General features: G+C 64.3%; 21 protein-coding genes and 1 pseudogene. 11 read left to right on the forward strand and 11 right to left on the reverse strand.

The window, feature by feature from the left end; all coding sequences use genetic code 11:
• Positions 1-53: 53 nt before the first annotated feature.
• Entirely contained in the window at positions 54-2,303 is a 2,250-nt protein-coding gene (locus AT395_RS12775; RefSeq protein ID WP_237165723.1) for a TonB-dependent siderophore receptor, read from the reverse strand.
• 142 nt (positions 2,304-2,445) lie between these two features.
• Positions 2,446-4,104, reverse strand: a complete 1,659-nt coding sequence (locus AT395_RS12780) for a PepSY-associated TM helix domain-containing protein (RefSeq protein ID WP_048629388.1) — start codon at positions 4,102-4,104, stop codon at positions 2,446-2,448.
• Between the two features lie 37 nt (positions 4,105-4,141).
• Between AT395_RS12780 and AT395_RS12785 the strand changes: the two are divergent.
• The 9 genes and pseudogenes from AT395_RS12785 to AT395_RS12825 form a co-directional block, all read left to right on the forward strand.
• A pseudogene (locus AT395_RS12785) lies at positions 4,142-5,188 on the forward strand (TraG/VirB4 family ATPase); the annotation flags it as partial.
• On the forward strand, positions 5,185-5,940 hold the full coding sequence (gene trbJ, locus AT395_RS12790) for a P-type conjugative transfer protein TrbJ (RefSeq protein ID WP_027457565.1): 756 nt from the start codon (positions 5,185-5,187) through the stop codon (positions 5,938-5,940). The pseudogene AT395_RS12785 and the gene trbJ, both read left to right, overlap by 4 nt.
• An 11-nt stretch (positions 5,941-5,951) precedes the next feature.
• Positions 5,952-6,251: a hypothetical protein gene (locus tag AT395_RS12795; RefSeq protein WP_027457564.1), complete on the forward strand. Its 300-nt coding sequence runs from the start codon at positions 5,952-5,954 to the stop codon at positions 6,249-6,251.
• Positions 6,248-7,600, forward strand: coding sequence for a P-type conjugative transfer protein TrbL (trbL, locus tag AT395_RS12800; RefSeq protein ID WP_048629390.1), 1,353 nt, complete (start codon positions 6,248-6,250; stop codon positions 7,598-7,600). The genes AT395_RS12795 and trbL overlap by 4 nt, the downstream gene beginning before the upstream one ends.
• A gap of 11 nt (positions 7,601-7,611) precedes the next feature.
• Positions 7,612-8,316: a conjugal transfer protein TrbF gene (gene trbF, locus AT395_RS12805; RefSeq protein ID WP_048629391.1), complete on the forward strand. Its 705-nt coding sequence runs from the start codon at positions 7,612-7,614 to the stop codon at positions 8,314-8,316.
• Complete coding sequence (trbG, locus tag AT395_RS12810) at positions 8,313-9,317, forward strand: P-type conjugative transfer protein TrbG (RefSeq protein ID WP_048629392.1); 1,005 nt, start codon at positions 8,313-8,315, stop codon at positions 9,315-9,317. Before trbF ends, trbG begins: the two co-directional genes overlap by 4 nt.
• 2 nt (positions 9,318-9,319) lie before the next feature.
• Positions 9,320-10,588, forward strand: a complete 1,269-nt coding sequence (locus tag AT395_RS12815) for a TraB/TrbI/VirB10 family type IV secretion system protein (RefSeq protein WP_048629393.1) — start codon at positions 9,320-9,322, stop codon at positions 10,586-10,588.
• Complete coding sequence (locus AT395_RS12820; RefSeq protein ID WP_048629394.1) at positions 10,585-10,830, forward strand: DUF2274 domain-containing protein; 246 nt, start codon at positions 10,585-10,587, stop codon at positions 10,828-10,830. The genes AT395_RS12815 and AT395_RS12820 overlap by 4 nt, the downstream gene beginning before the upstream one ends.
• Positions 10,831-11,420: 590 nt before the next feature.
• On the forward strand, positions 11,421-12,635 hold the full coding sequence (locus AT395_RS12825) for an MFS transporter (protein WP_042115877.1): 1,215 nt from the start codon (positions 11,421-11,423) through the stop codon (positions 12,633-12,635).
• Here AT395_RS12825 and AT395_RS12830 read toward each other — a convergent pair.
• The 5 genes from AT395_RS12830 to arfB form a co-directional block, all read right to left on the reverse strand.
• The gene (locus tag AT395_RS12830; protein WP_197090700.1) at positions 12,533-13,963 is read right to left on the reverse strand and encodes an MATE family efflux transporter; all 1,431 of its coding nucleotides are present in this window, start codon (positions 13,961-13,963) and stop codon (positions 12,533-12,535) included. The two genes, AT395_RS12825 and AT395_RS12830, sit on opposite strands and share 103 nt — an antisense overlap.
• Before the next feature lie 149 nt (positions 13,964-14,112).
• Positions 14,113-14,697 carry a DUF2239 family protein gene (locus AT395_RS12835; protein WP_048629395.1) on the reverse strand — a complete coding sequence of 195 codons (585 nt, stop codon included), beginning with the start codon at positions 14,695-14,697 and terminating at the stop codon, positions 14,113-14,115.
• A gap of 159 nt (positions 14,698-14,856) precedes the next feature.
• Positions 14,857-16,152 carry a type II toxin-antitoxin system HipA family toxin gene (locus AT395_RS12840; protein ID WP_048629396.1) on the reverse strand — a complete coding sequence of 432 codons (1,296 nt, stop codon included), beginning with the start codon at positions 16,150-16,152 and terminating at the stop codon, positions 14,857-14,859.
• Positions 16,153-16,205: 53 nt separating this feature from the next.
• Complete coding sequence (locus AT395_RS12845; RefSeq protein WP_231586104.1) at positions 16,206-16,493, reverse strand: helix-turn-helix transcriptional regulator; 288 nt, start codon at positions 16,491-16,493, stop codon at positions 16,206-16,208.
• A 122-nt stretch (positions 16,494-16,615) separates the two neighbouring features.
• A complete protein-coding gene (gene arfB / locus AT395_RS12850; protein WP_042115881.1) occupies positions 16,616-17,032 on the reverse strand; it encodes an alternative ribosome rescue aminoacyl-tRNA hydrolase ArfB in 417 nt (138 codons plus the stop codon).
• Between the two features lie 598 nt (positions 17,033-17,630).
• Here arfB and AT395_RS12855 point away from each other — a divergent pair.
• Positions 17,631-18,242, forward strand: coding sequence for a hypothetical protein (locus AT395_RS12855; protein ID WP_048629397.1), 612 nt, complete (start codon positions 17,631-17,633; stop codon positions 18,240-18,242).
• Between the two features lie 122 nt (positions 18,243-18,364).
• The gene (locus AT395_RS12860; RefSeq protein WP_048629398.1) at positions 18,365-18,955 is read left to right on the forward strand and encodes a hypothetical protein; all 591 of its coding nucleotides are present in this window, start codon (positions 18,365-18,367) and stop codon (positions 18,953-18,955) included.
• Here AT395_RS12860 and AT395_RS12865 read toward each other — a convergent pair.
• Genes AT395_RS12865 through AT395_RS12880 form a run of 4 tightly spaced genes read right to left on the reverse strand, consistent with a single transcriptional unit; the run spans position 18,943 to position 23,822 of the window.
• Entirely contained in the window at positions 18,943-20,403 is a 1,461-nt protein-coding gene (locus tag AT395_RS12865) for a heavy metal sensor histidine kinase (protein WP_082118037.1), read from the reverse strand. The genes AT395_RS12860 and AT395_RS12865 overlap by 13 nt on opposite strands.
• 21 nt (positions 20,404-20,424) lie before the next feature.
• Entirely contained in the window at positions 20,425-21,099 is a 675-nt protein-coding gene (locus AT395_RS12870; RefSeq protein ID WP_042115882.1) for a heavy metal response regulator transcription factor, read from the reverse strand.
• A 9-nt stretch (positions 21,100-21,108) separates the two neighbouring features.
• Positions 21,109-22,578: an efflux transporter outer membrane subunit gene (locus tag AT395_RS12875; RefSeq protein ID WP_174554641.1), complete on the reverse strand. Its 1,470-nt coding sequence runs from the start codon at positions 22,576-22,578 to the stop codon at positions 21,109-21,111.
• On the reverse strand, positions 22,575-23,822 hold the full coding sequence (locus AT395_RS12880; RefSeq protein WP_048629399.1) for an efflux RND transporter periplasmic adaptor subunit: 1,248 nt from the start codon (positions 23,820-23,822) through the stop codon (positions 22,575-22,577). The genes AT395_RS12875 and AT395_RS12880 overlap by 4 nt, the downstream gene beginning before the upstream one ends.
• Positions 23,823-23,862: the final 40 nt, after the last annotated feature.

A 23,862-nucleotide genomic window follows, 5' to 3' on the forward strand; every position in this document is an offset into this window, starting at 1 on the left:
AAAAAGGCCGCTCAATCGAGCGGCCTTTTTTCATGGTGACGTGACCGTGCCGGTCAGAAGTCCATCGTGGCGCTGGCGAGGAACGTGCGTGTCGAACCCGGCAGCACGAAGCCGTTGTACGTCGTGGTCCAGTAGTGCTTGTCCGTCAGGTTGTTGATCGCGGCGCGCAGCACCACCGACTTGCCGGCGATACGCGTGGCGTACTTGGCCGACAGATCGATAGTGGTGTACGCGGGGATCGACAGCGTGTTGGCGGCATCCACTTCCTGCTGGCCGGTGACCTTCACACCAGCGGCGAGCGTCAGGCCGCGCACGAACGGGGTGTCGTACTCGACTCGCCCGGTCACGACATAGCGCGGTGCGGCGAAAATGCGCTTGCCCGCGACGCTCGGATCGTCGACATCCACGGCCTTCGTGTTGAGCAGCAGCACGCCGCCCATCACGCGCCAGTCGCGCGCGAGACGCACCCAGCCGCTCGCGTCCAGTCCCTGGAAGCGCTGCGTGCCGTCCTGCACGTAGTAGTTTGCCTGGTTGGTGTAGCCATAACCGCGCTCGACGCGGAACAGCGCGAGATTCGCCCCCCATGTCTGTTTGTCAGCCTTCCAGCCCACCTCGTACTGCTTGCTGGTGAGCGGCCCGAAGGTCTGCGGAAAGTTGACGTTGGTGATGCTCGCCGAACCGCCCGGCTCCAGCGACTCGACGTAGCTGACATACGCCGTCGAATCGTTGTCGGTCTTGTACATCAGTGCGACAGTCGGCGAGACGGGTTTTGCGCGATACGACGTGCTGGTCTGACCGGAAATGTCGTACAGGTCGTCATTGAACTGGGTGTACCGCAGGCCGGCCAGCAGCGAAATGCGCGAGGTGATGCCAATCGTGTCGCTGGCATAGATCGCCCGTTGCGAGATCTTCTCGCTGCGGTACGGCTGGTAGTTCAGTCCGAAGTCTTGATTCGGCAGCAGCGACGGGTTGTAAATATTGCTTGTGCCGAGCGAAATCCCGTTGCCGCCGTCGCCGTTATCGTTGAGCTTGACCTGGCTCTGATAGGCCACCCCGAATACCACGTCGTGCTTGAGCGGGCCGGTGGTGAACTTGCCCTGCATCATGGCGTCCCACGCCTGGTAGTAATAGGCGGTCTTCCATTTGTACTGCGTGTCGGCGTAATCTCCCGCCGCATTGAGTACGGAGAGGAAACTGTCACCGTTCAAACGATTCTGACGTGCGAAGCGGTACTTGAAGTTCGCCTTCCACTGATCGTTGATGCGATAGTCGAGTGACGTGCCGGCCGTCAACGAGTCGGTTTCGTAATACGTGAACGGTTGGGCGAGATTGCGCGCGACCTTGTTCGCGTCGGGCACCGCACCCGCACCGTTGAAGTTCATGCCGAACAGGGTGCCGGTCGTCTGGCGTTTCCAGTACGCCACGTCGGCCGTCCATGTCAGATCGGGCGTGATACGAAAGTCCGTGGCAAACGAGATCGTCTTGCGACGCACGTGATTGTTCGGCTCGGCGGTGTTGCCTTCCTCGTTCACGAGGTTCAGACGATAGCCGAAGCGATCGTCGGGACCGAAGCGTCCGCCGAGATCGAGCTTCTCGCTCCACACATTGCTCGCTTCATAGCCCACCGAAAACTGACGCAGCGGCTCGTCGGTCGGTCGCTTGAGCACATAATTCACGATCCCGCCCGGCGCGCCGAAACCGTACATGAAGCCGGACAGACCTTTGAGCAGTTCCACTTGTTCGAACGGTTCGAGCGGAATGTCGGCCTGCCACGAGACAAAGTTCTGACCGTCGACCTTGGTACCGTCGAGCATATCCACGCGCATGCCGCGCACGGCGAAATACGAGTTCTCGTTGCGCTTGTTTTCCGAGAGCGTAGTGACGGCCGGGTCGTATTTGAATGCGTCCGTAGCGGTCTGGGCCATCTGGTTCTTGATCTGCTCGCTGTTCACGGCGACGACCGAGAATGGCGTGTCGACGGCGCGTCGCGTGCCCAATGCGCCGCTCGACACCCGCTCGACCTTGATGTCGTCGTCGCGGCCTGCCGACACCGTGGTGGCGGGCAGTGCAGCGGTACCCTGCGATGCGTTCGCAGCCGGTTGTGCGTCGGCAGTCTGCGACACTTGCTGCGCATGGACGCTGCCCGAGGCGAGCGTCAGCGAAGCGGCGCAGATCGCGAACACGCTGGCCACGGCCCGCGACATCGAGGACGGCGAGAGGGGGGAAGCGAGGCGAGGTGTCAAATCGTGCGCGGCGCGTGTGCGAGCGAGACCGCGCCCAGCGAGCGGGCGGTGAGGCAACATCGGTGTAAATCTCCCTATTGGTGATGCGTCGTGTGCCGACGGGTACGTCTTGAAATCGGTCTTCTTATGTGGGGACGGGCGAACGCGCTTGCTCAAGCGCAGCGTGCGACAGCATGTCGTCGCACGGCGCTTGCGAAAGCCCTCAGGTTCGCGCCGGGTCCGGCTGCTCGGGCAGCGCTGTAGTTGTGTTGGCCGTGTCTTGGCAGGCGGCGGCAGTGCGCTCTGCGGTGTGCGCCGGGTCAGTGTCGTGCAACGTCTGACCGTTGCTCGCAGCAGGCCGGGCCCAGACGCTGTTCGGATCGCCGCGACGGGCGCGTTGCCATGTGGCACGCGCGAACAGCGCAAAGATCGCCGCGCAGACGACGGCAATCAGATCGACGCCAGCGAGCACCCAATCGCCCGAGACCATCGAGTGCACCAGATTGTCGGGCGTGAGTGCTGCATCGAGCACAGGAATGGCGACGCACGCGAGCGCGGTCGCCGCGAGCAGTCCGGTGGCGGCCACAGGGGGGGCGGTGAGTGCTGCAAAGAGGACGGAAATCGCGAGCGTAGCGACGAAGATCGAAAGCGCCGTGGTACCGGGAGCGACTATGGCGCCGACGAAGGCGACGGCAATTCCCAGGCATGCGCCGAGGAATACGCCGGCGGTGGCTTTGGCCATCCAGCGCAAATTGGCAGGCTGAATGGCCGCGTTGCGCTTGCGACGCGATTCGAGCCACAGCAGGTTGCCGCTGTAGACCAGCACAGCGCCCATCAGCCCAAGCACGAAGTACACCCAGCGCATGGCGTCGCCCGCGAAGTTACCGAAGTGCGCGCCATAGATCATGCTCAACACCGCGTGGTTCGTGTCGCGCGCGCCCGGGCTGTGTTGACCGACGATCTCTCCGTCGTTCAGACGCACGGCCACGGCGGCGAAAACCCCCAACGAGTCGCTGGCCTCGCCGTAGACTTCGGCCACTGCGTCAGGCTTGCCGTAACGGGTCCAGGCCACGGCGGTGGCCTCCATGTCGGGCGCCGCATGTTCGGCGCGTGCAAGCACGGCCTGCAAGTCGAGCGGCTTGCCGTCCACCGGGGCGATTTTGGCAGGCACAGCGCCGGTGACCTGCGGGATCTGCGACATCAGCTTGCCTTCGAACGTCACGACGTTAAACGCCATCATGAGCGGCAGGCTCAGGCACAGCAGCGCGCCTGTGAGGGCGAAAACGATGTGAAACGGCAGACTCAGCACGCCGATGGCGTTGTGGGCGTCTTGCCAGAAGCGCTTGAGATTGCGCCCCGGGCGCAGCGCGAAAATGTCACGCGTTACGCGCGGCAAATGCACGATCACGCCGGAGATCAGTGCCATGCCGTAGAACAGGGACACCACCCCCATCAGGTACAGGCCATATGTCGGGATCGACAGCGAGTAGTGCAGCGCGTTGATCGTGCTCGACAGACCGGGGCGCGCGTTGCCAATGACCAGAGAGGGCGCAGCCCCTTCGGCGCCCAGGCCCAGACGCGCCTGCATCCATTCGCCGTTGGGCTCCTGCCAGTAGGCGAACGGCGTAGGAGAGTGATTGGGCAGCACGACACCCATCTGCTCGCGAGCTGCCGGGTATGTCTCACGTACTCTCTCGGCGAGCTGTTCCGTTTGGGCAAGCGAGAGCGGCGCATGGCGCGTGGCCGGTTGCTCCCAGCGTTCGATCTCATGATGGAACACGGTCAGAGCACCGCCGAGCATGGCGATGAACAGGGCGAAGCCGGCAACGATGCCGGCCCACGTATGAACACTCAGGTATTGACGCAGGGTTTGGGCGCGCATGGGACGATCCTTACCAGACGGCGCGCGCCAGCATCAGCGCATCTTCGCCTTCGACATGGGGCGTTCGATCCGTGCGGCCATCCTGGGCATGGGCGGCGAGCACTACGACCTGGGCGCGGATGACGAGATCGCCTTCCAGCCGCTCGCACGCATCGACCGCGAGGGCTACCGCACCTGGGCCAGCGAATGGGTGGAAGGCCGCCTGCTGCACGAAGGCGCGGCCGTCGGCCCGGACGAGAAGGCGGCCATCTGGTCTGCGCTGGGGAGCCTGGCCAGCGCGCCGGTGGAGCAGCGCACGCTCACGGGCCTGACGGCGTTGCTGCAATCGAACACGTTGCGCCAGGCACTCGCGCCCTACGTCCTGGGCGGCGCGCACGGCAGGCTGCTGGATGCCGACCATGACCGCCTCGGCACGGCCGATGTGCAGGCGTTCGAGATGGAGGAGCTGATGCACAGCAAGGCCGCTGTGCTCGCGGTGCTGCGCTACCTGTTCGCGCGCTTCGAGGAGCGGCTGGATGGTGCGCCCACGCTGCTGATCCTTGATGAAGCGTGGCTGTTCCTCGACGACCCGGTGTTTGCGGCGCGCATCCGCCAGTGGCTCAAGACGCTGCGCAAGAAGAACGTCAGCGTGATCTTCGCAACGCAGTCGCTCGCGGACGTGAAGGACTCGGCCATCGCGCCGGCCATCATCGAAAGCTGCGCGAGTCGGATTTTCTTGCCGAACCCGCAAGCGACCGAACCGCAGATTCGCACGATCTACGAGGGCTTCGGCCTCAACAGCCGGCAGATCGAGATCGTAGCCACCGCGCAGCCCAAGCGCGACTACTACTACCAATCCCGCCTCGGCAACCGCGTGTTCGACCTCGACCTGGGGCCGGCGACGCTGGCCTTCGCGGGCGCTTCCACGCCGCAAGACCAGCGAGACATAGACCGCGTGCTGGCCGACGCCGGCGTGCCCGGCTTCGCGGGCGCCTGGCTGCGCCATCGCGGCCTCGATTGGGCGGCTGACCTGCTGCCCTCGTTCCCCGGCCTCGCGCCGGGTTCCCTCCGTACCGCTGACCACCCCCAGGAGAACCAGCCATGAAATTGCATACCCCCAAACTCGCCGCGCTGACCGCTGTCTGCGTGCTCGCCTTCGGCATCGCGCAGCCCGCGCATGCCTTGTTCGGCGTCGGCGACATCGTGCTCGACCCGACCAATCTGATTCAGAACACGATGACGGCTGCGCGCACGCTGGAGCAGATCAACAACCAGATCCGCCAGCTCCAGAACGAAGCGCAGATGCTCATCAACCAGGCACGCAACCTGGCCAGCCTGCCGTCCAGCGTGGTCGGCCAGTTGCGCGCGAACCTGGCGACCACCCAGCGGTTGATCGCGCAGGCCAAGGGCTTGGCCTACGACGTGACGAGCATCGACCGCGAGTTCGCGCGCCTGTATCCCGAGAAGTACGCCGCCACGGTGAGCGGCAATCAGATGTACCTCGATGCGCAGGAGCGTTGGAAGAACACGCTCAACGGCCTGCAAACCACCATGCAGATGCAGGCCCAGGCATCGCAGAACCTGAGCGACGACGAAAGCGTGCTGGCCGACCTCGTGGGCAAGAGCCAGTCGGCCGAGGGTGCGCTGCAAGCAATGCAGGCCATGAACCAGTTGCTGGCCTTGCAGGCCAAGCAGTCGATCCAGACGCAGCGGCTCCAGATCACGCAAGACCGCGCGGCCGCGCTGGAACTGGCGCGGCAGGCGGCGGCCACGGAGCGCGGGCGCGAGGTGACGCGCCGTTTCCTGGGCGAAGGCACGCCGTACACGCCGCAGCCCGTCAATTTCTACAACCGCTGACGGAGGCTGCCATGCAACACACGCCCGTCGTGTTCGCCTTCGCCGTTCATGCGCTTGTGCTGGCCGGCTGTGGCTGGCCGCAGCAGTTGCCGGTGAATGCACTTGCCGCCGATCCGGCCCGGCTGCGCGCGCAGGGCGGCACGTTTTGCGCGCAGGTGGCCCAGGCCGACCTGGGGCGCTTTCTCTCCGGCCAGGCTGGGCCGGGCGAGTACCAGACGCTGGCCGACCTGCCGCCGATTCCGCCCGGCTTCGATGAACCCGCCGATTGCAGTGCGGCAATCGCTCTGCCTGGGCAGGAGGACTCGCCATGAACGACGTGACGGTCATCGACCGCTTCCTCGACACCTTCTCGCGCTACATCGACTCGGGCTTTGGCCTGTTGCACGGCGAAGTGGCGTTTCTGACCGCCACGCTGATCGTCATCGACATAACGCTCGCCGGGCTGTTCTGGGCGATGAGCCATGCCACCGGCCAGGGCGAGGACGTGATCGCCAAGCTGATCCGCAAGGTGCTGTACGTCGGCGCCTTCGCCTACATCATCGGCAACTTCAACTGGTTGGCCGGCATCGTGTTCCGCTCCTTCGCCGGGCTGGGCCTGACGGCCAGCGGCTCGGCCCTGAGCATGGAAAACTTCCTGCAACCGGGCCGGCTGGCGAAGGTCGGCATCGACGCCGGGGCGCCGATCCTCAAGCAGATCGGCGACATGGCGGGCTTTCCCGAAGTGTTCGTGAACATCACGCCCATCGTCGTGATGTTCCTCGCGTGGCTGATCGTCCTGCTGTGCTTCTTCGTGCTGGCGATCCAGCTTTTCATCACGCTGATCGAGTTCAAGCTGACCACGCTCGCGGGCTTCGTGCTGGTGCCGTTCGCGCTCTGGAACAAGACCGCGTTCCTTGCAGAGAAGGTGCTGGGCAACGTGGTGTCATCAGGCATCAAGGTGCTGGTGCTCGCGGTCATCGTGGGCATCGGCTCCGGGTTGTTCGCCGAGTTTCAGGTGCAGCCGACCGAGTCATCCATCGACCACTCCGTGGTCGTGATGCTGACCTCGCTGACGCTGCTGGCCTTGGGCATCTTCGGGCCGGGCATTGCGACCGGGCTGGTGTCCGGCGGGCCGCAGCTCGGGGCAGGTGCGATGGCGGGCGCCGCGCTGGGTGGGGCTGGCGCTGCTGTTGCCGTGGGCGCTGCGGCCACAGGCGTTGGCGGTGCAGTCGCCGCCGGGGCGCGCATGGCGCCCGCAGCCGCCAAGCTGGCCGGCAGCGGTGCGCGGGCTGCTGCTGGAGCCGCCAGCAGCGCGCGGTCGGCGTTCCAGGCCGGTTCTGCTTCGGCAGGCGGTGGCCTCAAGGGCACTGCCGTCGGCGTGGGCAACGTTGCCAAGACTGGCGCGCAGGCGACCGGGCAGAAGGTGGCCGAAGGCGCACGCTCAATGAAGGAGCGTGTCGCCGCTGCCTTCCGACCCGATGACGCCGGATCGGCGTCGGGTGCCGGTGCCGCGCAGGCGGCAACCGAGCCGCCCCCATCCACTGCGCAACCCGCCTGGGCCAAGCGCCTGCATCGCAGGCAGCAGCTCACCCATGCCGCGACCACCGCCGCCCACACGCTGCGCGGCGGCGATGGCGGTAGCTCCAGCCAGGGCCCAAGCCTTCGCGATTCCGATTCATAAGGAGAACTCCCATGCGATTCAAACGACCGCAGGTGCGCTACGCCGACACACCGCAACCTGCCACTCCGTACCAAGCCGCCGCCCAGGTCTGGGACGAGCGCATCGGCTCGGCCCGCGTGCAGGCGAAGAACTGGCGCTTCATGGCCTTTGGCTGCCTCACCTTGGCCGTGCTGATGGCCGGCGGGCTGGTGTGGCGTTCGGCGCAGTCCATCGTCACGCCCTATGTCATCGAGGTGGACAACGCGGGCCAGGTGCGCGCCGTGGGCGAGGCCGCCGCGCCGTACCGGCCCAGCGATGCGCAGATCGCCTACCACCTGGGCCGCTTCATCGGCCTGGTGCGCTCGCTGTCCATCGACCCCATCGTGGTGCGGCAGAACTGGCTCGACGCCTACGACTACACCACGGACAAGGGCGCCATCGCGCTCAACGAATACGCCCGCACCAATGACCCGTTCGCGCGCATCGGCAAGGAGTCGGTGACGGTGCAGATCACCAGCGTGACCCGCGCCAGCGACACGTCTTTCAACGTGCGCTGGACGGAGACGCGCTTTGTCAACGGCGCGCTGGATCGCACCGAACGCTGGAACGCGGTGATTTCCACGGTGCTGCAAACCCCGCGCACCGAGCAGCGTCTGCGCAAGAACCCCTTGGGCATCTACGTCAACGGGCTGTCTTGGAGCCGCGAACTGGAAGCGAACGAAGGAGCAAAACCATGAATGATCTTTTCCGTAAATCCGCCTTGCCGGTGATGCTTCTGGCTTCGACCGTGCTGTTCTCTGGCTGCGCCACGCAAGGCAAGCCACCGCCGTCCATCTCGCTCGATGAGCCGGTGCAGGCCCAGCCGCTGCCGGAGCCGCCTGCGCCTGTGGAAGTGGTGGCCGTTCCGCAAGTGCTGCCGATGCCGGCGCAGATGAAACCTGTGCCGGATGCCAAGCCCACGCCGGAACCCGCCGATGAAACCGTGCGCGTGTCCCGCGCCAACGCCGAGGCGCGCATTGCGCCTACGCGCGAGGGCTACGTCAATGCGATTCAAGTCTGGCCCTTCACGGACGGCGCGCTGTATCAGGTCTATGCGGCTGTGGGTCGCGTGACGGTGATCGCGCTCCAGCCGGGCGAGGAGCTGGTGACGGTGGCGGCGGGCGATACGGTGCGCTGGATCGTGGGCGACACATCGAGCAGCAGCGGTGATGCGCTGCGCGTGAATGTCATGGTCAAGCCCATCCGCTCGGGCCTCAAGACCAATCTGGTCATCACCACCAGCAGGCGTACCTATCTGCTGGAACTGACCTCGACCGAGAAGACGTGGATGGCGTCGGTGTCCTGGGAATATCCCAAGGACAAGATGCTGGCCTTGCAGCGCCAGGCGCAGGCGGCCAGCGCCGCCGCGCCGGTCGATAGCGGCCTGTCGTTGGAGAAGATCCGATTCCGCTACGCGGTCAGCGGGAGCAATCCGCCGTGGAAGCCGCTGCGCGCCTTCGATGACGGCGAGAAGGTCTATATCCAGTTCCCGCCGGGCATTGCCCAAGGCGAGTTGCCGCCGCTGTTCGTGATCGGCGCGCAGGGCGATGGGCAACTGGTGAACTACCGCTTCCGCTCCCCGTACTACATCGTGGATCGCCTGTTCGGCGCCGCCGAGCTGCGCCTGGGCGGAGACAAGGGTGATGTGGTGCGGATCGAGCGCACTGATGGCGTTTCCGGTGGCACGCGGAGGAACTGACCATGAGCCAGGACGATTCTCCTGATCTTGCACCGCAGGCGGGCAAGGTCGCACCCGAGGCAGTGGCGCTGCGCGCCCAACCGCGCCCGGTCACGCGCCTGAACCGGCGCACCTTGGCCATGCTCACGGGCGGCCTGTCGGTCGCCGTGCTCGGGGCCACGATCTGGTCATTGCAGCCGCACCGGCGCGGCGCGGGCGAGCAGACCGAGCTTTACAACGTGGATCGTGTCTCGAAGTCCGAAGGGTTGGACGGCCTGCCGGCCGACTACTCGAAGCTGCCGCCGAAGGTGCCCGAGTTGGGGCCACCGCTGCCGGGCGATGTCGGCCCGGCCATCGTGAAGTCGCAGCAGCCGGCGACGCCGACGTATGCGCCACCGGGCCACGACCCGGAGGATGCGCGGCGCAAGGAGGCTGATGCGGCGGCGGGTTCGTCGGTGTTCTTCCGCTCGGGCAACCAAGGCAAGGCCACCGCGCCGGTCACGGCGCAAGCCGCTGCGGCTGCGCCCGGCAGTGCCTTGGCGGGCTTCGACCCGCTGGCCGCTGGGCCGGCCTCGACGGCGGCCCAGCCATCCGATCCCATCGCCATGCAGAACCGGCAAGACCAGAAAGAGGCGTTCCTGAAAGGCGGCTCTACGGAAACCCGCAATTCCGGCAATCTGCAAATGCCGTCCTCGCCGTATCAGGTCATGGCGGGAACGGTGATCGCCGGGGCGTTGGTGACGGGCATCAAGTCGGACTTACCGGGCGACGTGATCGCCACGGTGACGGAGCCGGTCTACGACACGGCCACGGGCAAGTTCCTGCTGATCCCCCAAGGGTCGCGCATCCTGGGCAAGTACAACAGCCAGGTGAGCTATGGGCAGAGCCGCGTGCAGGTGGTGTGGAACCGCGTCATCCTGCCGGACACGTCTTCGCTGAAGCTCGACAACCTCGCGGGCACCGACCCGGCCGGCTATTCCGGCCTGGAGGATGGCGTCGATTGGCATTGGGATCGCGTCTTTGCCGGCGCGGCGCTGACGACGCTGCTGGGCGTGGGCGCCGAGCTGGCCGCACCGGAGAACCGGCAGAACGGCAACCGCTTCGTGATCGCCGGGCGCGATAGCGCACAGGACAGCATCAATCAGGTCGGACAGGAGATGACCCGGCGCAACATGAACATCCAGCCGACGCTGACCGAACGGCCGGGCCTACCGGTTCGCATCATCGTCAACCGCGATCTGGTGTTGCGTCCGTACCAGCCGATGTTCTTCCAGCGGGGAGCGATGCAATGAGCACGACCAAGAAACTGCGGCTCGGCCCGCTGCCCAAGACCGAGAATGTGAAGCTGACCTTCGCTTGCCCGGCCAGCCTGAAAGCCGACCTCGACCGCTACGCCGCGTTGCACGCGCAGGCATACGGCGAAGCGGTCGATGCGACGACGTTGATTCCGCACATGCTGGAGGCGTTCATGGCAGCGGATCGGGGATTCAGGAAGGGAGGTAGGGGCAAGGCCGCACCGCCTCAATCGGGCTGACGATGCAGACACACTCACCAGTCACTCACGATGAAAGCGCAGCCTACGGGCTGCGCTTTCATCGTTCTGGGAGTCGGTCAGTTGGGCTATTATGGAAACGCAAGTCGGTCTGCTGTTGGAAAACGTGCCCGATGCAACGCGCTCCGGCTTTCTCTCCTGTCGCTCTTATGTGGCACCTAGCCCACGATGCCCGAGTCGCTTCAAGCGGCCCTAAACAGAGCTAACTTTGCGTCCCATATAGAGTTTTAGACCTCGTGCGATTTGCACAAATGGCTTGACACGAGCAGTTTTTTATGGGCTACCCGGAAGCATGGGGGCATTGCTGGCTTGAGGCTGCACATCTATTGCAATGCAAGGTAGCAGTGGACATTTCGGCTGGGGGGTCAGTCAGTCTTGAAGTTCTGACGATGCTGCGTTGCAGCGCACGCGCTGCAGAAGTCACCCGGTTGGCGTAAAATCGGCCCCCTTGAACGGGGCTGCTTCGATGGGTCGACAAGGATCGACAATCGACGACAGGGGCAGTGCCCGATGCCGTTTCCCAAGTCGTTGCGGACGCCGTTGGCCCGTAGCGGCTGTCATTTCGAATCCCGATGAGTGCCCCCCAAATTCTGCCTGCTGAGGCTGCCGAAGCCTTGCCTCAGTCGTCCATTCCCGTCTGGCTCTCGTTCGTGGCGCTCGCCATGGGCGGATTCGGTATCGGAACGGGCGAATTCGTCATCATGGGTTTGCTGCCCGATGTCGCCCAGGGTCTGAACATCACGATCCCGCAAGCGGGGCATGCGATCAGCACGTACGCGCTTGGTGTTGTGATCGGTGCGCCGTTGCTCGCGGTGCTTGGCGTGCGTTTGCCGCGTCGCGCTTTTCTGATCGCGCTCATGGCAATGTTTGCCGTCGGGAATCTGGCGAGCGCGATGGCGCCGAACTATATCGCGCTGATCGTGTTGCGCTTTCTGAGCGGCCTGCCGCACGGCACCTATTTCGGTGTCGCCGCACTGGTCGGCGCGTCGCTCGTGCCCCCGCATCGCCGAGTGCATGCCGTGGGACAGGTCATGCTCGGTCTGACGCTCGCCACGCTCTTCGGCGTGCCGCTGGCTGCCGGGCTGGGGCAGTGGCTCGGTTGGCGCGCCGCGTTCGTCCTCGTCGGCATCATTGGCGCGATCACGGCTTTGATGGTCTGGCGCTGGGTGCCGAATGTCCCGGCGCCGCATGGGGCGAGCCCGTTGCGTGAGCTGAATGCCCTGCGCAACTCGCAGGTGTGGCTCACGCTGGGTATCGGTGCCATCGGTTTCGGCGGCATGTTCGCGGTGTTCAGCTATATCAAGCCCACGCTCATGCAAGTCGCCGGTGTTCCCGAAACGTGGGTGCCGTTCTACCTCGCGCTGTTTGGTGTGGGCATGGTGGCGGGCACCATCGTGGGACCGCGTCTGGTGGCTGCGGCGTCGCTGATGCGTGCCATTGGCGGCACGCTGATCTGGTCGGCGTTTCTGCTCGGCGCGTTCACCTTCACGTCGGCAAGCCCGTGGCTGGCAGGTATCAATGTGCTGGCCATCGGGACCATCATCATCATCGGTCCGGCCTTGCAGATTCGGCTGATGGATGTTGCCGGGGAGGCTCAGACCTTGGCGGCGGCGCTCAATCACTCCGCCTTCAATATGGCCAACGCCGCCGGCGCATGGCTTGGCGGCGTGGCGATTTCTGCGGGTTACGGTTGGACATCGACAGGTTGGGTCGGTGTTCTGCTGTCCTGCGCCGGCATGCTGATGTTCTTCTGGGCGCGGCACGATGCCCGCCGGAAAGCCCGGTAACACAGGCCCTGCATCGCCAGCATCGCGACGAATGCGAGCGGATACGCCCACCAGATCCCGGTAAGTCCTGCGATCCGCTCGAAGACACTTGCCGCAGGCACTTCGATACCCAGTAGCCCCACAGCGCTCAGCAGCATCGGCACCCACACCTTTCCACTCGCGCGCATGGCGCCGGCCATGATTGCCGTCATGCCCATCAGCAGTACGCTCCAAGCCACGATATAAAGCAGGTGCGTGGCAATCGAAAGCACCGCCGGATCGGTCAGAAATCCGCGCATGATCGTGGGAGCGGCCAGACAGACCAGCACGGTCAGACTCCCCGTCAATCCCAGATTGCAGAGAAAGCCGGTGCGTACAATGGCGCCGATGCGTTCGCTGCGGCCTGCGCCAATGGCATGCGCACATAGAATCGAAGCGGTAACGCCCAACGTCATCACGGGAAGTTGCAGCCAGCTCATGACCTGCGTGACGGCGCCATAGGCGGCGGTGGCGTTTGCGCCGTGGCGATTGACCATGCCGAGGAGTGCCATTTCGGCGATGGCCATCGTGAGCATCTGCATGGCGGCCGGCACACCGATGCGCAGAATGCCGCGTGCCAACGCCGGATTCCAGCGTACGGCGCACCACAGGTCGCGATCAGGGGCGAGCGGGTGTGCTTGACGGCGCCAGTAAACCGCCATGCACAAAAGTGCGATGCTGAAGGCGAGCAGTGTCGAGGCGGCGGCGCTGGCCACGCCGAGCCGGGGGAAGGGCCCCCAGCCGAAGATGAATGCCGGCGTGAATCCGAGTGAGAGCATCGTCGCAATCAGTAGGGTGAAGAGTGGCGAGACCGCGTCGCCCGTACCACGGCTCATGGATGTCGTCAGCCAGAGCAGGAATACGATTGGCATGCCGATGAGCATCCAGCGCGCATAAAGCGTTGCGGCGTCGAACACACTCGCGGGTGTGCCGAGGGCACGCATGAGCGGCGTGGCGAAAAGGCCGCCGGCCACGCTGATGACGACACCTGCCACGAGCATCATCGCGAGGGCGGTGCCGGCGATGTTTCGGGCGCGGGTGAGGTCTCGCGCCCCCCACGCCTGACCGATCATCACCGTTGCCCCGGCTGACAGGCCGATCACAATGGCGAGCAAAAAGAAGAAGACGGGGAAGAAGGCCGATACCGCCGCGATGGCATCGGTGCCGATCAAATGTCCGAGGTAAATGCCGTCGACCGTGCCGGCAATGGACTGGAGCCCGTTGGCGAGCGTCATCGGCACGGCAATCGTGAGCCAGGTGCGCCAGAGCGCACGTGGCGGTGCGGCTGGCGGGGAAGTCTGTTGCGTCATGGTCTGAGTTCCTTGGTCATGTCATGAACGGGAAGAGGGTTGAAAACGACAGGCAAAGCGATGCCCGTCCGGTGCGGCGGTCCGCCCGGCGAGCAGTGAAATCAGGGAGTTGGGGCGCCTCAGGCGATCTGAAGCGACCTCAGTTGGATCTAGGCGGCGTCAGCCAGATCGTCCGTGGACGCGAGTTGCAGCAAATGCGTACGGACGTCCTCGGGCCAACTGGCGATTCGTGCGCTCAGCGCCTCGGTGTCGCTTGCAAAGAGGGCACGCGACGCTTCTTCGAAATCAGGCAAATCACCTGCGATGGTCGACATGAAGCGGTAGGCGCGCTCCTGTGCGCGACGCAGCAGGTCTCGCCCGGCGTGCTTGCGACGCGCCTCTTCTACCAGCTTGCGTAGCACGACGGATGCGCCCCCCGGCTGCGCCGCCAGCCAATCCCAGTGGCGCGGCAATAGCGTGACTTCGCGCGCGACGACCCCGAGCCTGGGCCGGCCGCGTCCTTTGACAGGCACCCCATCGATGGCCGTCGCGGTACCCGTCGCAATACCCGTCGCGGCCACAGCCGGTGCGGGGTAGCGCGCCCGAATGTCGGCCGCCGAGCCGCGCACGTCGACGTCGCGTGTGGCTCCGCTCAGGTCTTCGAAAATCAGCACCGAGGCGTGAGGATTGGCAATCATCGCCTGCTGATAGGCAATGGCCGCATCGGCGAGCGAACCAGACGCGATACGGCGCATATCGCGAAAGACGGTATATCCAAGGGAATTGGGCACGGCAGACTCCGGTAGCGATAGAGAAATGTCGGTACCGGCGAATATTACCCGGGTGTTATTTGGATTGCAATATCACCCGGGTAATATTTGATGGTGCAACGTGCACGAGGGCGATTCGGGGCTTCAGGCCGTCAGGGCGACGCCACCGTTCAGGCGTTCGAGTACGGTGGCGCGCACGGCGTCCGGCGCGTCGTCGAGCAGCGAGGGCCATTTGGCCTGAGCCTCGCGCACGGTCTCGCGGGCGATGGCGGTCAACCGGCTGACGCGCAAAAGTCCGGCACCTCGCAGCAAGCCCTCCAGAGCATTCCAGTCGAAGGCCCGCAACGTCTTGTCGATGGCCCGATTCACGCCGTAGTGCGATTCGGGAACATCGTGGAAGAAGGCGGCAACGCACACCGGGTCGTACACCGGGGCCAGTTGGGGCGTGTGGGCGTCGGGGTAGGTCAGCGCCCAGTTCTTGAGGTGGGCGTCGGTATTGCCGAGCAGGATGAAGGCGATCAGGCGGCGCAGGAATTCACGCACGTCGCGCACTGGCTCGCCGGACAGTTGATCGAGTACCCGCAACATTGTCGAGTAGTCGATATCGAGCCCGCGTCCATACTTGCTACGAGGCGGATATTGCAGTACCTGAGCGAACTCCTCCATGTGCACGCGGCGTCCGTCGGGCAGGCGATCGAAGCGAGGCACGGCGAGAATGTGCTCGAACGGCACCTGCTCGGGCAAGTCGGCGTCGCGCCGCGAGATGATTTCGGCCTTCGCACAATCGAGATCAAGGGCCTCGCAAAGGCGATATCCCGTGAACTCGTTTTCGACGAGATCCGGGTGACGCGTCGTCGGCAGTTTGAGAATGACCGAGCCCGCGCGGCCCTGACGCTTGACGATGTAGCGTCGTCCGTCACGAATGGCGGAGAACTTGGTCACCACGCCGGGCAGCGAGGCGGCGTCTTCCACTGGCGTATCGACGAAACCCGGCTCGACCATTTCGAGGCCGAGGGCGGTGTGCCAGCGATGCACGACGTCAGGGACCCCCTCTCGGGCAGGTACGGGTTCGACTTCGAGTGCGCCCATCAGATCGTGGCCCGCGGCAGCAAGCAACTCGAACTCGTCGTCCGGGCTGCAACGGCGCTCGGCGGCGAGACGTTCCCGGTTATGTCCCTCTGGCAGCAGATTCTCGAAATACACGGGCCAGCGGCCGTCGGTGCGCACCAGACGGGCATCTTGCGGCGACGCGAGAATCTCCCGCGTTGCGGTTTCATTGGCGCCGCGATAGGCGAGCGAGAGCACCGGCCGCTGCGCGTCCGCGATGTAGTTCTCGTCGAACGACATACGCAGGATGTCGCCGTATTGCGACAGATAGCCGATGGCACGACGCGTCCCGTCGGGCATATGCAGATAGGCGCGCAGATATTTGATGTTCATGAGCGGAGATCCGGGAGCCAGGGCGAGTGAGCGCGAATGAGGGGATTGGCGACTTAGCGAGCGAGCGTCTCGACGATGGAGGGCGGGGCGGAAATGCCGCTGGGCTGCGCGAGATATTTGCCGCCCGAGCGAAGGAATGCTTCGACTTCCTGCCGCAAACTGGCAGGTACGAGCATTGGCTCGAGTCCGAGGGCGCGGGCCATTTCGAGCACCGTCGACATGCGCGGATCGAGCGCGCCGGACTCTACCTTTTGTACGGTCATGCGCGACAGTCCGGCCCGATCGGCCAGTTCGGCCTGCGTCATGGCGGCGTCTTTGCGAGCCACGACCAAAGATTCCATGAGGCTCATAATGATGTGCTTTTGTCGAAAAATGATGATTTATCTTAGCATTTTATCGAGCACATTTCATTAAGAGATAATCTAAATTATCTTTTTTTGACTAATGCTAATAATTGTTAGCATTAGTCCTCCCGGCCGGCCTGAACCTTGCCGCGGGACGCTTTGACACGAGAGCGGCCCTGCTTGGCATCGCGACGGCGTATCTGGCTGCCGAGGGTGGGGCGCGTTGGAACGCGGCGGCGTGGCGGTACGGCGGCGGCATCGACCAGCGCTTGCAAGCGCGCAAGCGCATCGGCCCGGTTGAGTTCTTGTGAGCGATGCTGCTGCGCCTTGATCACGACGACACCGTCTTGAGTGATGCGGTGATCCAGACGGGAGAGCAGGCGGAATTTGACGTCGTCTGGCAACGACGAGCGCATCACGTCAAAGCGGAGATGGATGGCGCTAGAGACTTTGTTGACGTTCTGGCCACCGGCGCCTTGGGCGCGCATGGCCGAGAGTTCGACGTCTTCGGGGGCGATAAGAATACGACGGTTCATGAGGCAAGGATAACGTTCTCGCTGTCTTGCCCACAAGCGCACAGAACCGATGACGCCGGAATGCGCATCCGGCGTCACGAGAACCTGGCTCGGAACCCAGCATTGAACGGGACGACGACACCGTGCAAACGCGACGCCAACGCGACATCGGCAGAAGGTTAAGAATTCAGAGTAGTGATTCGGATTGCAAATCGTCAAGCCGTAAACGCATCATCCGAACGGATTAAGAATTACTTGAATGTTGTGAGTAATTTTGTAACAACTTGTATCTTTGAAATTGATGGAAACGGTGTTATTCCCCGTCAGGATGGGAAAAAGTTTGATTTTTATCAAACAAAGATGCTTCTGTTCACCATATATGGTGATTTTTGTGGAGTCATAAGGTAATTCTCGAGCCATTTAAAAATCATGCGTTAGCTCTGATATTTGGCATGAAAACCGAAAATGACATTGCGGCCTGGAATTATTTTGTTACTATCCATCCGAAACATTCGGGTTTTCGTGAGGTTGCGTTGGACCCATTGTTTTTGTTCGGACAATTAACTAATTGCGATCCTTGCGTGGGAATCGCATTCGTCGATAACAAAAAGGACTCACCATGAAGCTTACGCAAGCCATGATTCTGGCCGGACTCTTGTCGCTCGGGACGGTGGCGCATGCTCAGGATGCGGCAAGACCGGCGCCAATCGTGCGAGGCGGCGTAGTCGAATTCCGTACCACGCTGCTCAATGTCGATGCCAAGAGCCGCACGATTCAAGTGGCTGACGACCACGGTAAACCCGTGACATTCGTCGTCGGTCCTGAGGTGCAGAACTTCGAACAGATGCGCAAGGGTGACAAGGTGATCGTGGCGTACGAGCGCTCCGTCGCCATTTCCGTGGCACCGGGCGATGGTATTCGCAGCCGCGTCGTGACCGAGGGGGCCGATCGGGCCGCGCCGGGACAGCGTCCGGCGGCAGATGCCGCACGGAACCTGCGAGTCGTGGCTACCGTGCAGAAGATCGATCGCAACGCGAACGTTGTGACGCTGCGCGGCCCGTCGCGCACGGTCGACGTTGCTGTCGGCGATCCGAAGCTGCTCGAAGGCGTGAAGGTCGGCGATGCCGTTACGGTGAACTACACCGAGGCGATTGCCGTTGCCGTTACCCAGGATCCGAGCGCCAAGCGCAAGTGGGTGCCGCCGACACCCGCACCTGCCCCGAAGCCCTGACGCCAAGGATGGGGGCCGCCAGACGCGCCTCGTATGCGCGGTCCCCATGAACGTTGCCAGTCGTCAGCGATGACTGGTTGACGCACACAGCCCCCCGAATACGGCAAGCCCCGGAGATTGCGATGGCACGTTCCGCCTTGAAATTCGACGATGCAACCTATGCGGCCTTGCTCGCCGCCGCACGCGAAGCCGATGCGGCACACCCTCACAATAACCCTGCCTTTCTCGATGCCTTTCTCGCAGAAGCATGGAAAGTCGCGCATCGGATCTACGGTGCACAGACCTATCTGCGCTTTGTCGCGCAGGCCGGCGTGACGCGTCGCCCCAGCGCGGGAACGGTGCAAAAAGCTATCGTGCGGGCGCGTGCGCTGTATGACGTCGTAAGCATTCCGGCGTTGGGCTCGCCGCTCTCTCACGGTCAATCTGTCTGGGCGCAGACGCTCGAACAGAATCTGGCGCGGGCCATGACGTTGCTCGACGCCATGCCCGAGGCTCGCAACCCGGTGAGCGCCCCCGTTACCGATGTGGATGACGCCGTGCGGCGCGTGCAGCATCTTGAGCGAGAGAATCTGGTGTTGCGGGCGCGGCTTGCGCAAATGACGATCGCGGCCGCTTACGCGCGCGAGGCGCTGGGCGAGACGCTGACCGGTTTCGCCCCCGAATCGATTCAGCCCATGGCGGGCATGCAGAGCCAGGGCCGTCAGGGCGTTTGACGCACGAGGGAGGATTGCGACGTTGCGCCGTCGTGGTTGTGAGACGGCCCGGTGTCCATCGGCGGCGCGTCGGATTTCCTGCCCGTGGACACCGAGAAGCCGAACGTGTTGAGCCCGCCTTCGCTGCGAGCCCACACGGTGCCGCCGTGCATCTCGGCAATCGCCTTGACGATGGCCAGCCCCAATCCGTGATTCTCCCGACTGTTCGTGCGCGACGGCTCGGCCCGATAGAAGCGGTCGAACAGATGTCGCAGTACGTCGGCCGGGATCGGCGCGCCCGGATTCGTGACTTCTATGCTGACCTGACGAGCGTCATCGGCCCGGGGCGAGATCCGAACGTCGATATTGGCCCCCTGCGCGCAATGCTCGATAGCGTTCATCACCAGATTGGCCAGCGCACGTCCGAATAGCGCCTTGTTCACGTGTGCAACGGCGCTGCCATGCAAACGGGCCGTTGTCTGCGCTTCTTCCAGCGGAATCTCCAGAAACTCCAGCGTGTGCGCCGCTTCGCTCGAGAGCGATACCGCCGTGAGTCCGGTCGCGCGTTCACCTTGATCGGCGCGTGAGAGGAACAGCATGTCGTTGATGATCGTGCGCATGCGGCCCAACTCTTCCAGATTCGATTGCAGCAGCGCCCGCAAATCCTCGACCGGCCGGTCGCGTGTGAGCGCCACTTCCGTCTGACCGATGAGGATAGTGACCGGTGTACGCAACTCATGCGCCACGTCGGCGTTGAACGACTCCAGCCGTTCATAGGCGCTGTCGAGACGGGCCAGCGCGCCGTTGAACGAGTGCGCCAAATCGTCGAGTTCGACGGGCAGGGAGCGCGTGTCGAGTCGTTGCGAACGGTTATCCGGGCGGATTTCGGAGGCTTCGCGCGTGAGACGCGTAAGCGGTGCGAGGCCCAGACGCGTGACGGAATAGCTAAGCAGCAGCACCCCCAGACTGCCGAGTGCGGAGAGTGCCGCGAGGCCCAGACCGAAGGCGCGCAGCGTGCGTTCGTTTGGCGAATAACTGGCGGCAACCTGCAAGGCAACGGCCGGACGCGAGCCGTAGGGCGGCAGAATTTCGCGTGTGGTCAGCATGTCGTCGCCGCCGCCGTCGGGCTTGATTCGCACGTAACCGTTGGACAGGCGTTTGACGAACATGCCGCTCACCGGCGTGCCGAAGGTGTACTTCGGGTCGTCGCTCGTCACCGCGTAAGTGGTGGTGCCGTCGCGCGGGGTCATGTCGCTGAGCTTTTCGCGGGCGATCTGCCACTTCTCGGGCGTGCCGCCGTGATAGACGATGATGTGGGCGATCTGGGCGCGGTCGTCGAGCGATTCTCGCAGGTGCCGTTCCAATTGCACGCGCAGCATCATATAGAGCGCCGCGCCCACCAGCGCGAACACCGACAGCGCCACAACGGCGAACATGGCGGCGAGGCGACGGGAGATCGAGTGTTTCACGATACGGCTCACGCGCGGCACTCAGGCCTCGCGTACCTCCAGCACATACCCCATGCCGCGCACCGTGTGCAGCAGTTTGGTCTGGAAGGGCCCGTCGAGCTTGGCGCGCAGTCGCTTGATCGCCGTCTCCACCACGTTCGTATGGCTGTCGAAATTCACGTCCCAGACCAGTTCGGTGATGGCGGTCTTCGACAGAATGTCGCCCTGACGACGGGCGAGCACGGAGAGCAACTGGAATTCCTTGGCGGTGAGATCGAGCCGCTGGCCGTCGCGTGTGGCCCGGCGGCCGATCAGATCGACGTACAGGTCGCCGACCGAAATCAGTGTCGATTCCTGCACCCGCGTGCGGCGGGCGAGGGCGTGCAGACGCTCCACCAGTTCGATGAACGAGAAGGGCTTGGTCAGGTAGTCGTCGGCCCCTTCGCGCAGGCCGCGTACCCGATCGTTCACATGATCGCGAGCCGTGAGCATGATGACCGGGGTGGACTTGCGTTCGCGCAGCGAGCCGAGCACGGCAAAGCCGTCGCGTTTGGGCAGCATGACGTCGAGCACGATCACGTCGTAGTCGAACTCCAGCGCCAGATGCGTGCCTTCCTCCCCATCGAGCGCCACGTCGACCACCCAGCCCTGCTCGGTCAGCCCGGAGCGCAGATAGTCCACTACCTTGTGTTCGTCTTCAACGATCAGTACTTTCATGTCGCCACCTCATCTTTGCGCATTATACGAGTCGGAGGATGGGTCCGATGACGGCAGCCAGCCGCCGCCCAGCGCCTTCACCAATGCGACCGACAGGACCAGTTGCTGGGCGCGAATCTGAACGTCCTGACGCTCGCTCGCCAGCAGTCCCTGCTGCGCTGTAATCACGCTCAGATACGCCGTGAGCCCCCCCGAATAACGGTCGTTTGCGAGGCTCAGGAGCCGTTGCGCGTCGACCACAGCCGCATGCGATTCGCGCGCGGCGGCGTCGAGTACCGACAGACCGGCCACGCCGTCTTGCACTTGCTGGAACGCGGTGAGCACCGTCTGGCGGTAGTTCGCTTCCACGGCACGGTAGCCGGCGCTGGCGAAGTCCACGCCGGCCTGACGTCGTCCGCCATCGAAGATCGCTTGCGTGGCGAGCGTGCCCACGGTCCATAGCAGACTCGGGGCCGAGAGCAGGTTGGCGAACTCCGTGCTTTGCCAGCCAATCCCGGGGTTGAGCGTCAGGCTGGGGAAGAAAGCGGCCTTTGCCACCCCGATCTGCGCGTTCGCAGCCGCCATGCCGCGCTCGGCCGACGCCACATCGGGACGGCGTTGCAGAATGTCGCTCGGGACCCCGAGCGGGATCGGCGGCAGCGTGCCCGGCAGCGCGCCGGCCGGTACCGAAAACGCTGGCGCGGGCACGCCGACGAGTGCGGCAATCGCATGCTCGTATTGGTCGCGTTGCTGATGAAGCAAGCGTGCCTGCACCCGTGTCGTGTCGAGCTCCGATTGTTGTTGGAGAACGTCCAGCCCCGAGACGGCCCCAAGGTCATGCTGTGCGCTCACATAGTCCAGCGCCTTCTGTTGCAGCGTGACGGACTCGTCGAGCACCTTGATCTCGGCGTCGAGTGCGCGCAACTGAAAGTAGGCAGTGGCGAGTTGCGTGGTCAGCACGAGCCGCGCGTTGGCCAGATCGTCGGCCGCCTGTTCAGCGGAAGCGCGGGCGCCTTCGACCTGACGCCGGATGCGGCCGAACAGATCGGTGTCGTAGTTCACACCGAGGCCGACCTGCACGTTGTTCTGCACGGTGGACATGCTGCTCGACGAATAGCTTGTGACCGGCCGGTTCGCCGAAATACGCTGTCGAGCGAGACCGAACGATGCATCGACTTCCGGCAACCGCTGCGCAGCGACGCCCGACAGGGTGGCTTGCGCCTGATCGTAATGCGCCACGGCTGCGGCGAGCGTCTGGTTCTGGGCGAGGGCCTGCGTCTCGAGCGCGTCGAGCGTGGGTTCCTGGAAGCCCTTCCACCAATCGGGTTGCAAAGGCGCGTGCGACGGTTGCGCCAGCCGCCAGTACCCGTCGGTTTTCCAGTCGGGCGGGGTCGAGACCTCGGGCCGGTGGTAATCCGGGCCGACGGCACAGGCGCCGAGCAACGCTGTGGCACCGAGCAGGGCCGCGCCGAGACGCGTACTGCGCGCAAACGTCTTCACGATTGCGCCCCTTGCGGCTTACCGCTGCTCTTGGCGCTGCCCTTGACCGCAAGTGCCCTGGCCTGCACGCGGTCCCCGTCGTCAATCGAATCGCTCGGATTGACAATGACGCGGTCGGTCGCGGACACACCATTGGACAGTTCCAGCGCCTGTCCGAGGTCTTGCGCGATCACGATCTTGTGCAGATGAACGACACCCTGATCGTCTACCACCGCCACACGCGGCCCTTCGGCGCGGAACAACAAAGCGTTGGCCGGCACGCTCAGATGCGCCTGAACGGCGCCAGGCAGGGCGAGTTGCACATAGGCGCCGGGGCGCAACTTGCCGTCGGGATTCGGCAGGGCGGCTTCGATTTGCAACGAACGGGTCGCCACGTCGATGGCGCCGGACACGTGCGTGATCTTGCCCTGGAAGTGCTCCCCGGGCAGTTCGGCCTGCGTCACGACAACGGGCTGACCCACGCTTACCCCTTGTGCGTAGGCCTGCGGGACCTGAACGTACACTCGCAGCGGGTCAGTTTGCGCGAGCGAGAACAGCGCACGGCTGTTGCCGCTGCCCGCGTCGATCAGGTCGCCGACATCGACATTGCGCTGAGTGATCACACCGTCGAAGGGCGCCACGATCCGCTTGAACGACTCAAGTTGCTGGAGCCGTTTGACGTTGGCGTCGGCCGCGGCCAGATTGGCGATGCCTTGTGTGTAGGTGCTCTGACGCTCATCGAGTTCCTGCTGCGAGACAGCGTCGCGCTGACGCAGTTGTTGCCACCGGTCGAGCGACGATTTCGCGAGTCCGAGGCTGGCGCTGATCTGATTGCGTTGCGCTACGGCCTGCGCGAGTTCCTGATCGATCTCCGGCGTGTCGAGGTCGGCCAGCAACTGCCCCTGTTTCACACGAGCGCCGATGTCGACGTATCGATGCAGCAGATAGCCGGTCGCGCGCGCATAGATCGGTGATTCGACCGCGCCCCGCAATGTGGCGGGCAGCAGCGTTTCGCTGGCTTCGGTCGCCTGCGGTGTCACGACGCTCACGTACTGCCGCGCGTTCTCGACTGTCACGTTGGCCACCGCGCGGCGTTGCAGCGCGTTGGAGATGGTCGTGCGCGCGGCGCCCGCCGCCAGCAGCACCGCTACCACGATCAGCACGATCTTGGCGCGCCGGAATTCGCCGCGACGCGGCGGCAACTGCCTGCCGTCGGCAGGATCGCGCTCGGGAATGGCCAGTTCGGCGTGGTGTTTCTCGGTCATGTCGTTCAACCCGTCAAGACTTGATAGCTGGTGTGGGGAA

The organism is Pandoraea apista, from assembly GCF_001465595.2.
Classification (GTDB): domain Bacteria; phylum Pseudomonadota; class Gammaproteobacteria; order Burkholderiales; family Burkholderiaceae; genus Pandoraea; species Pandoraea apista.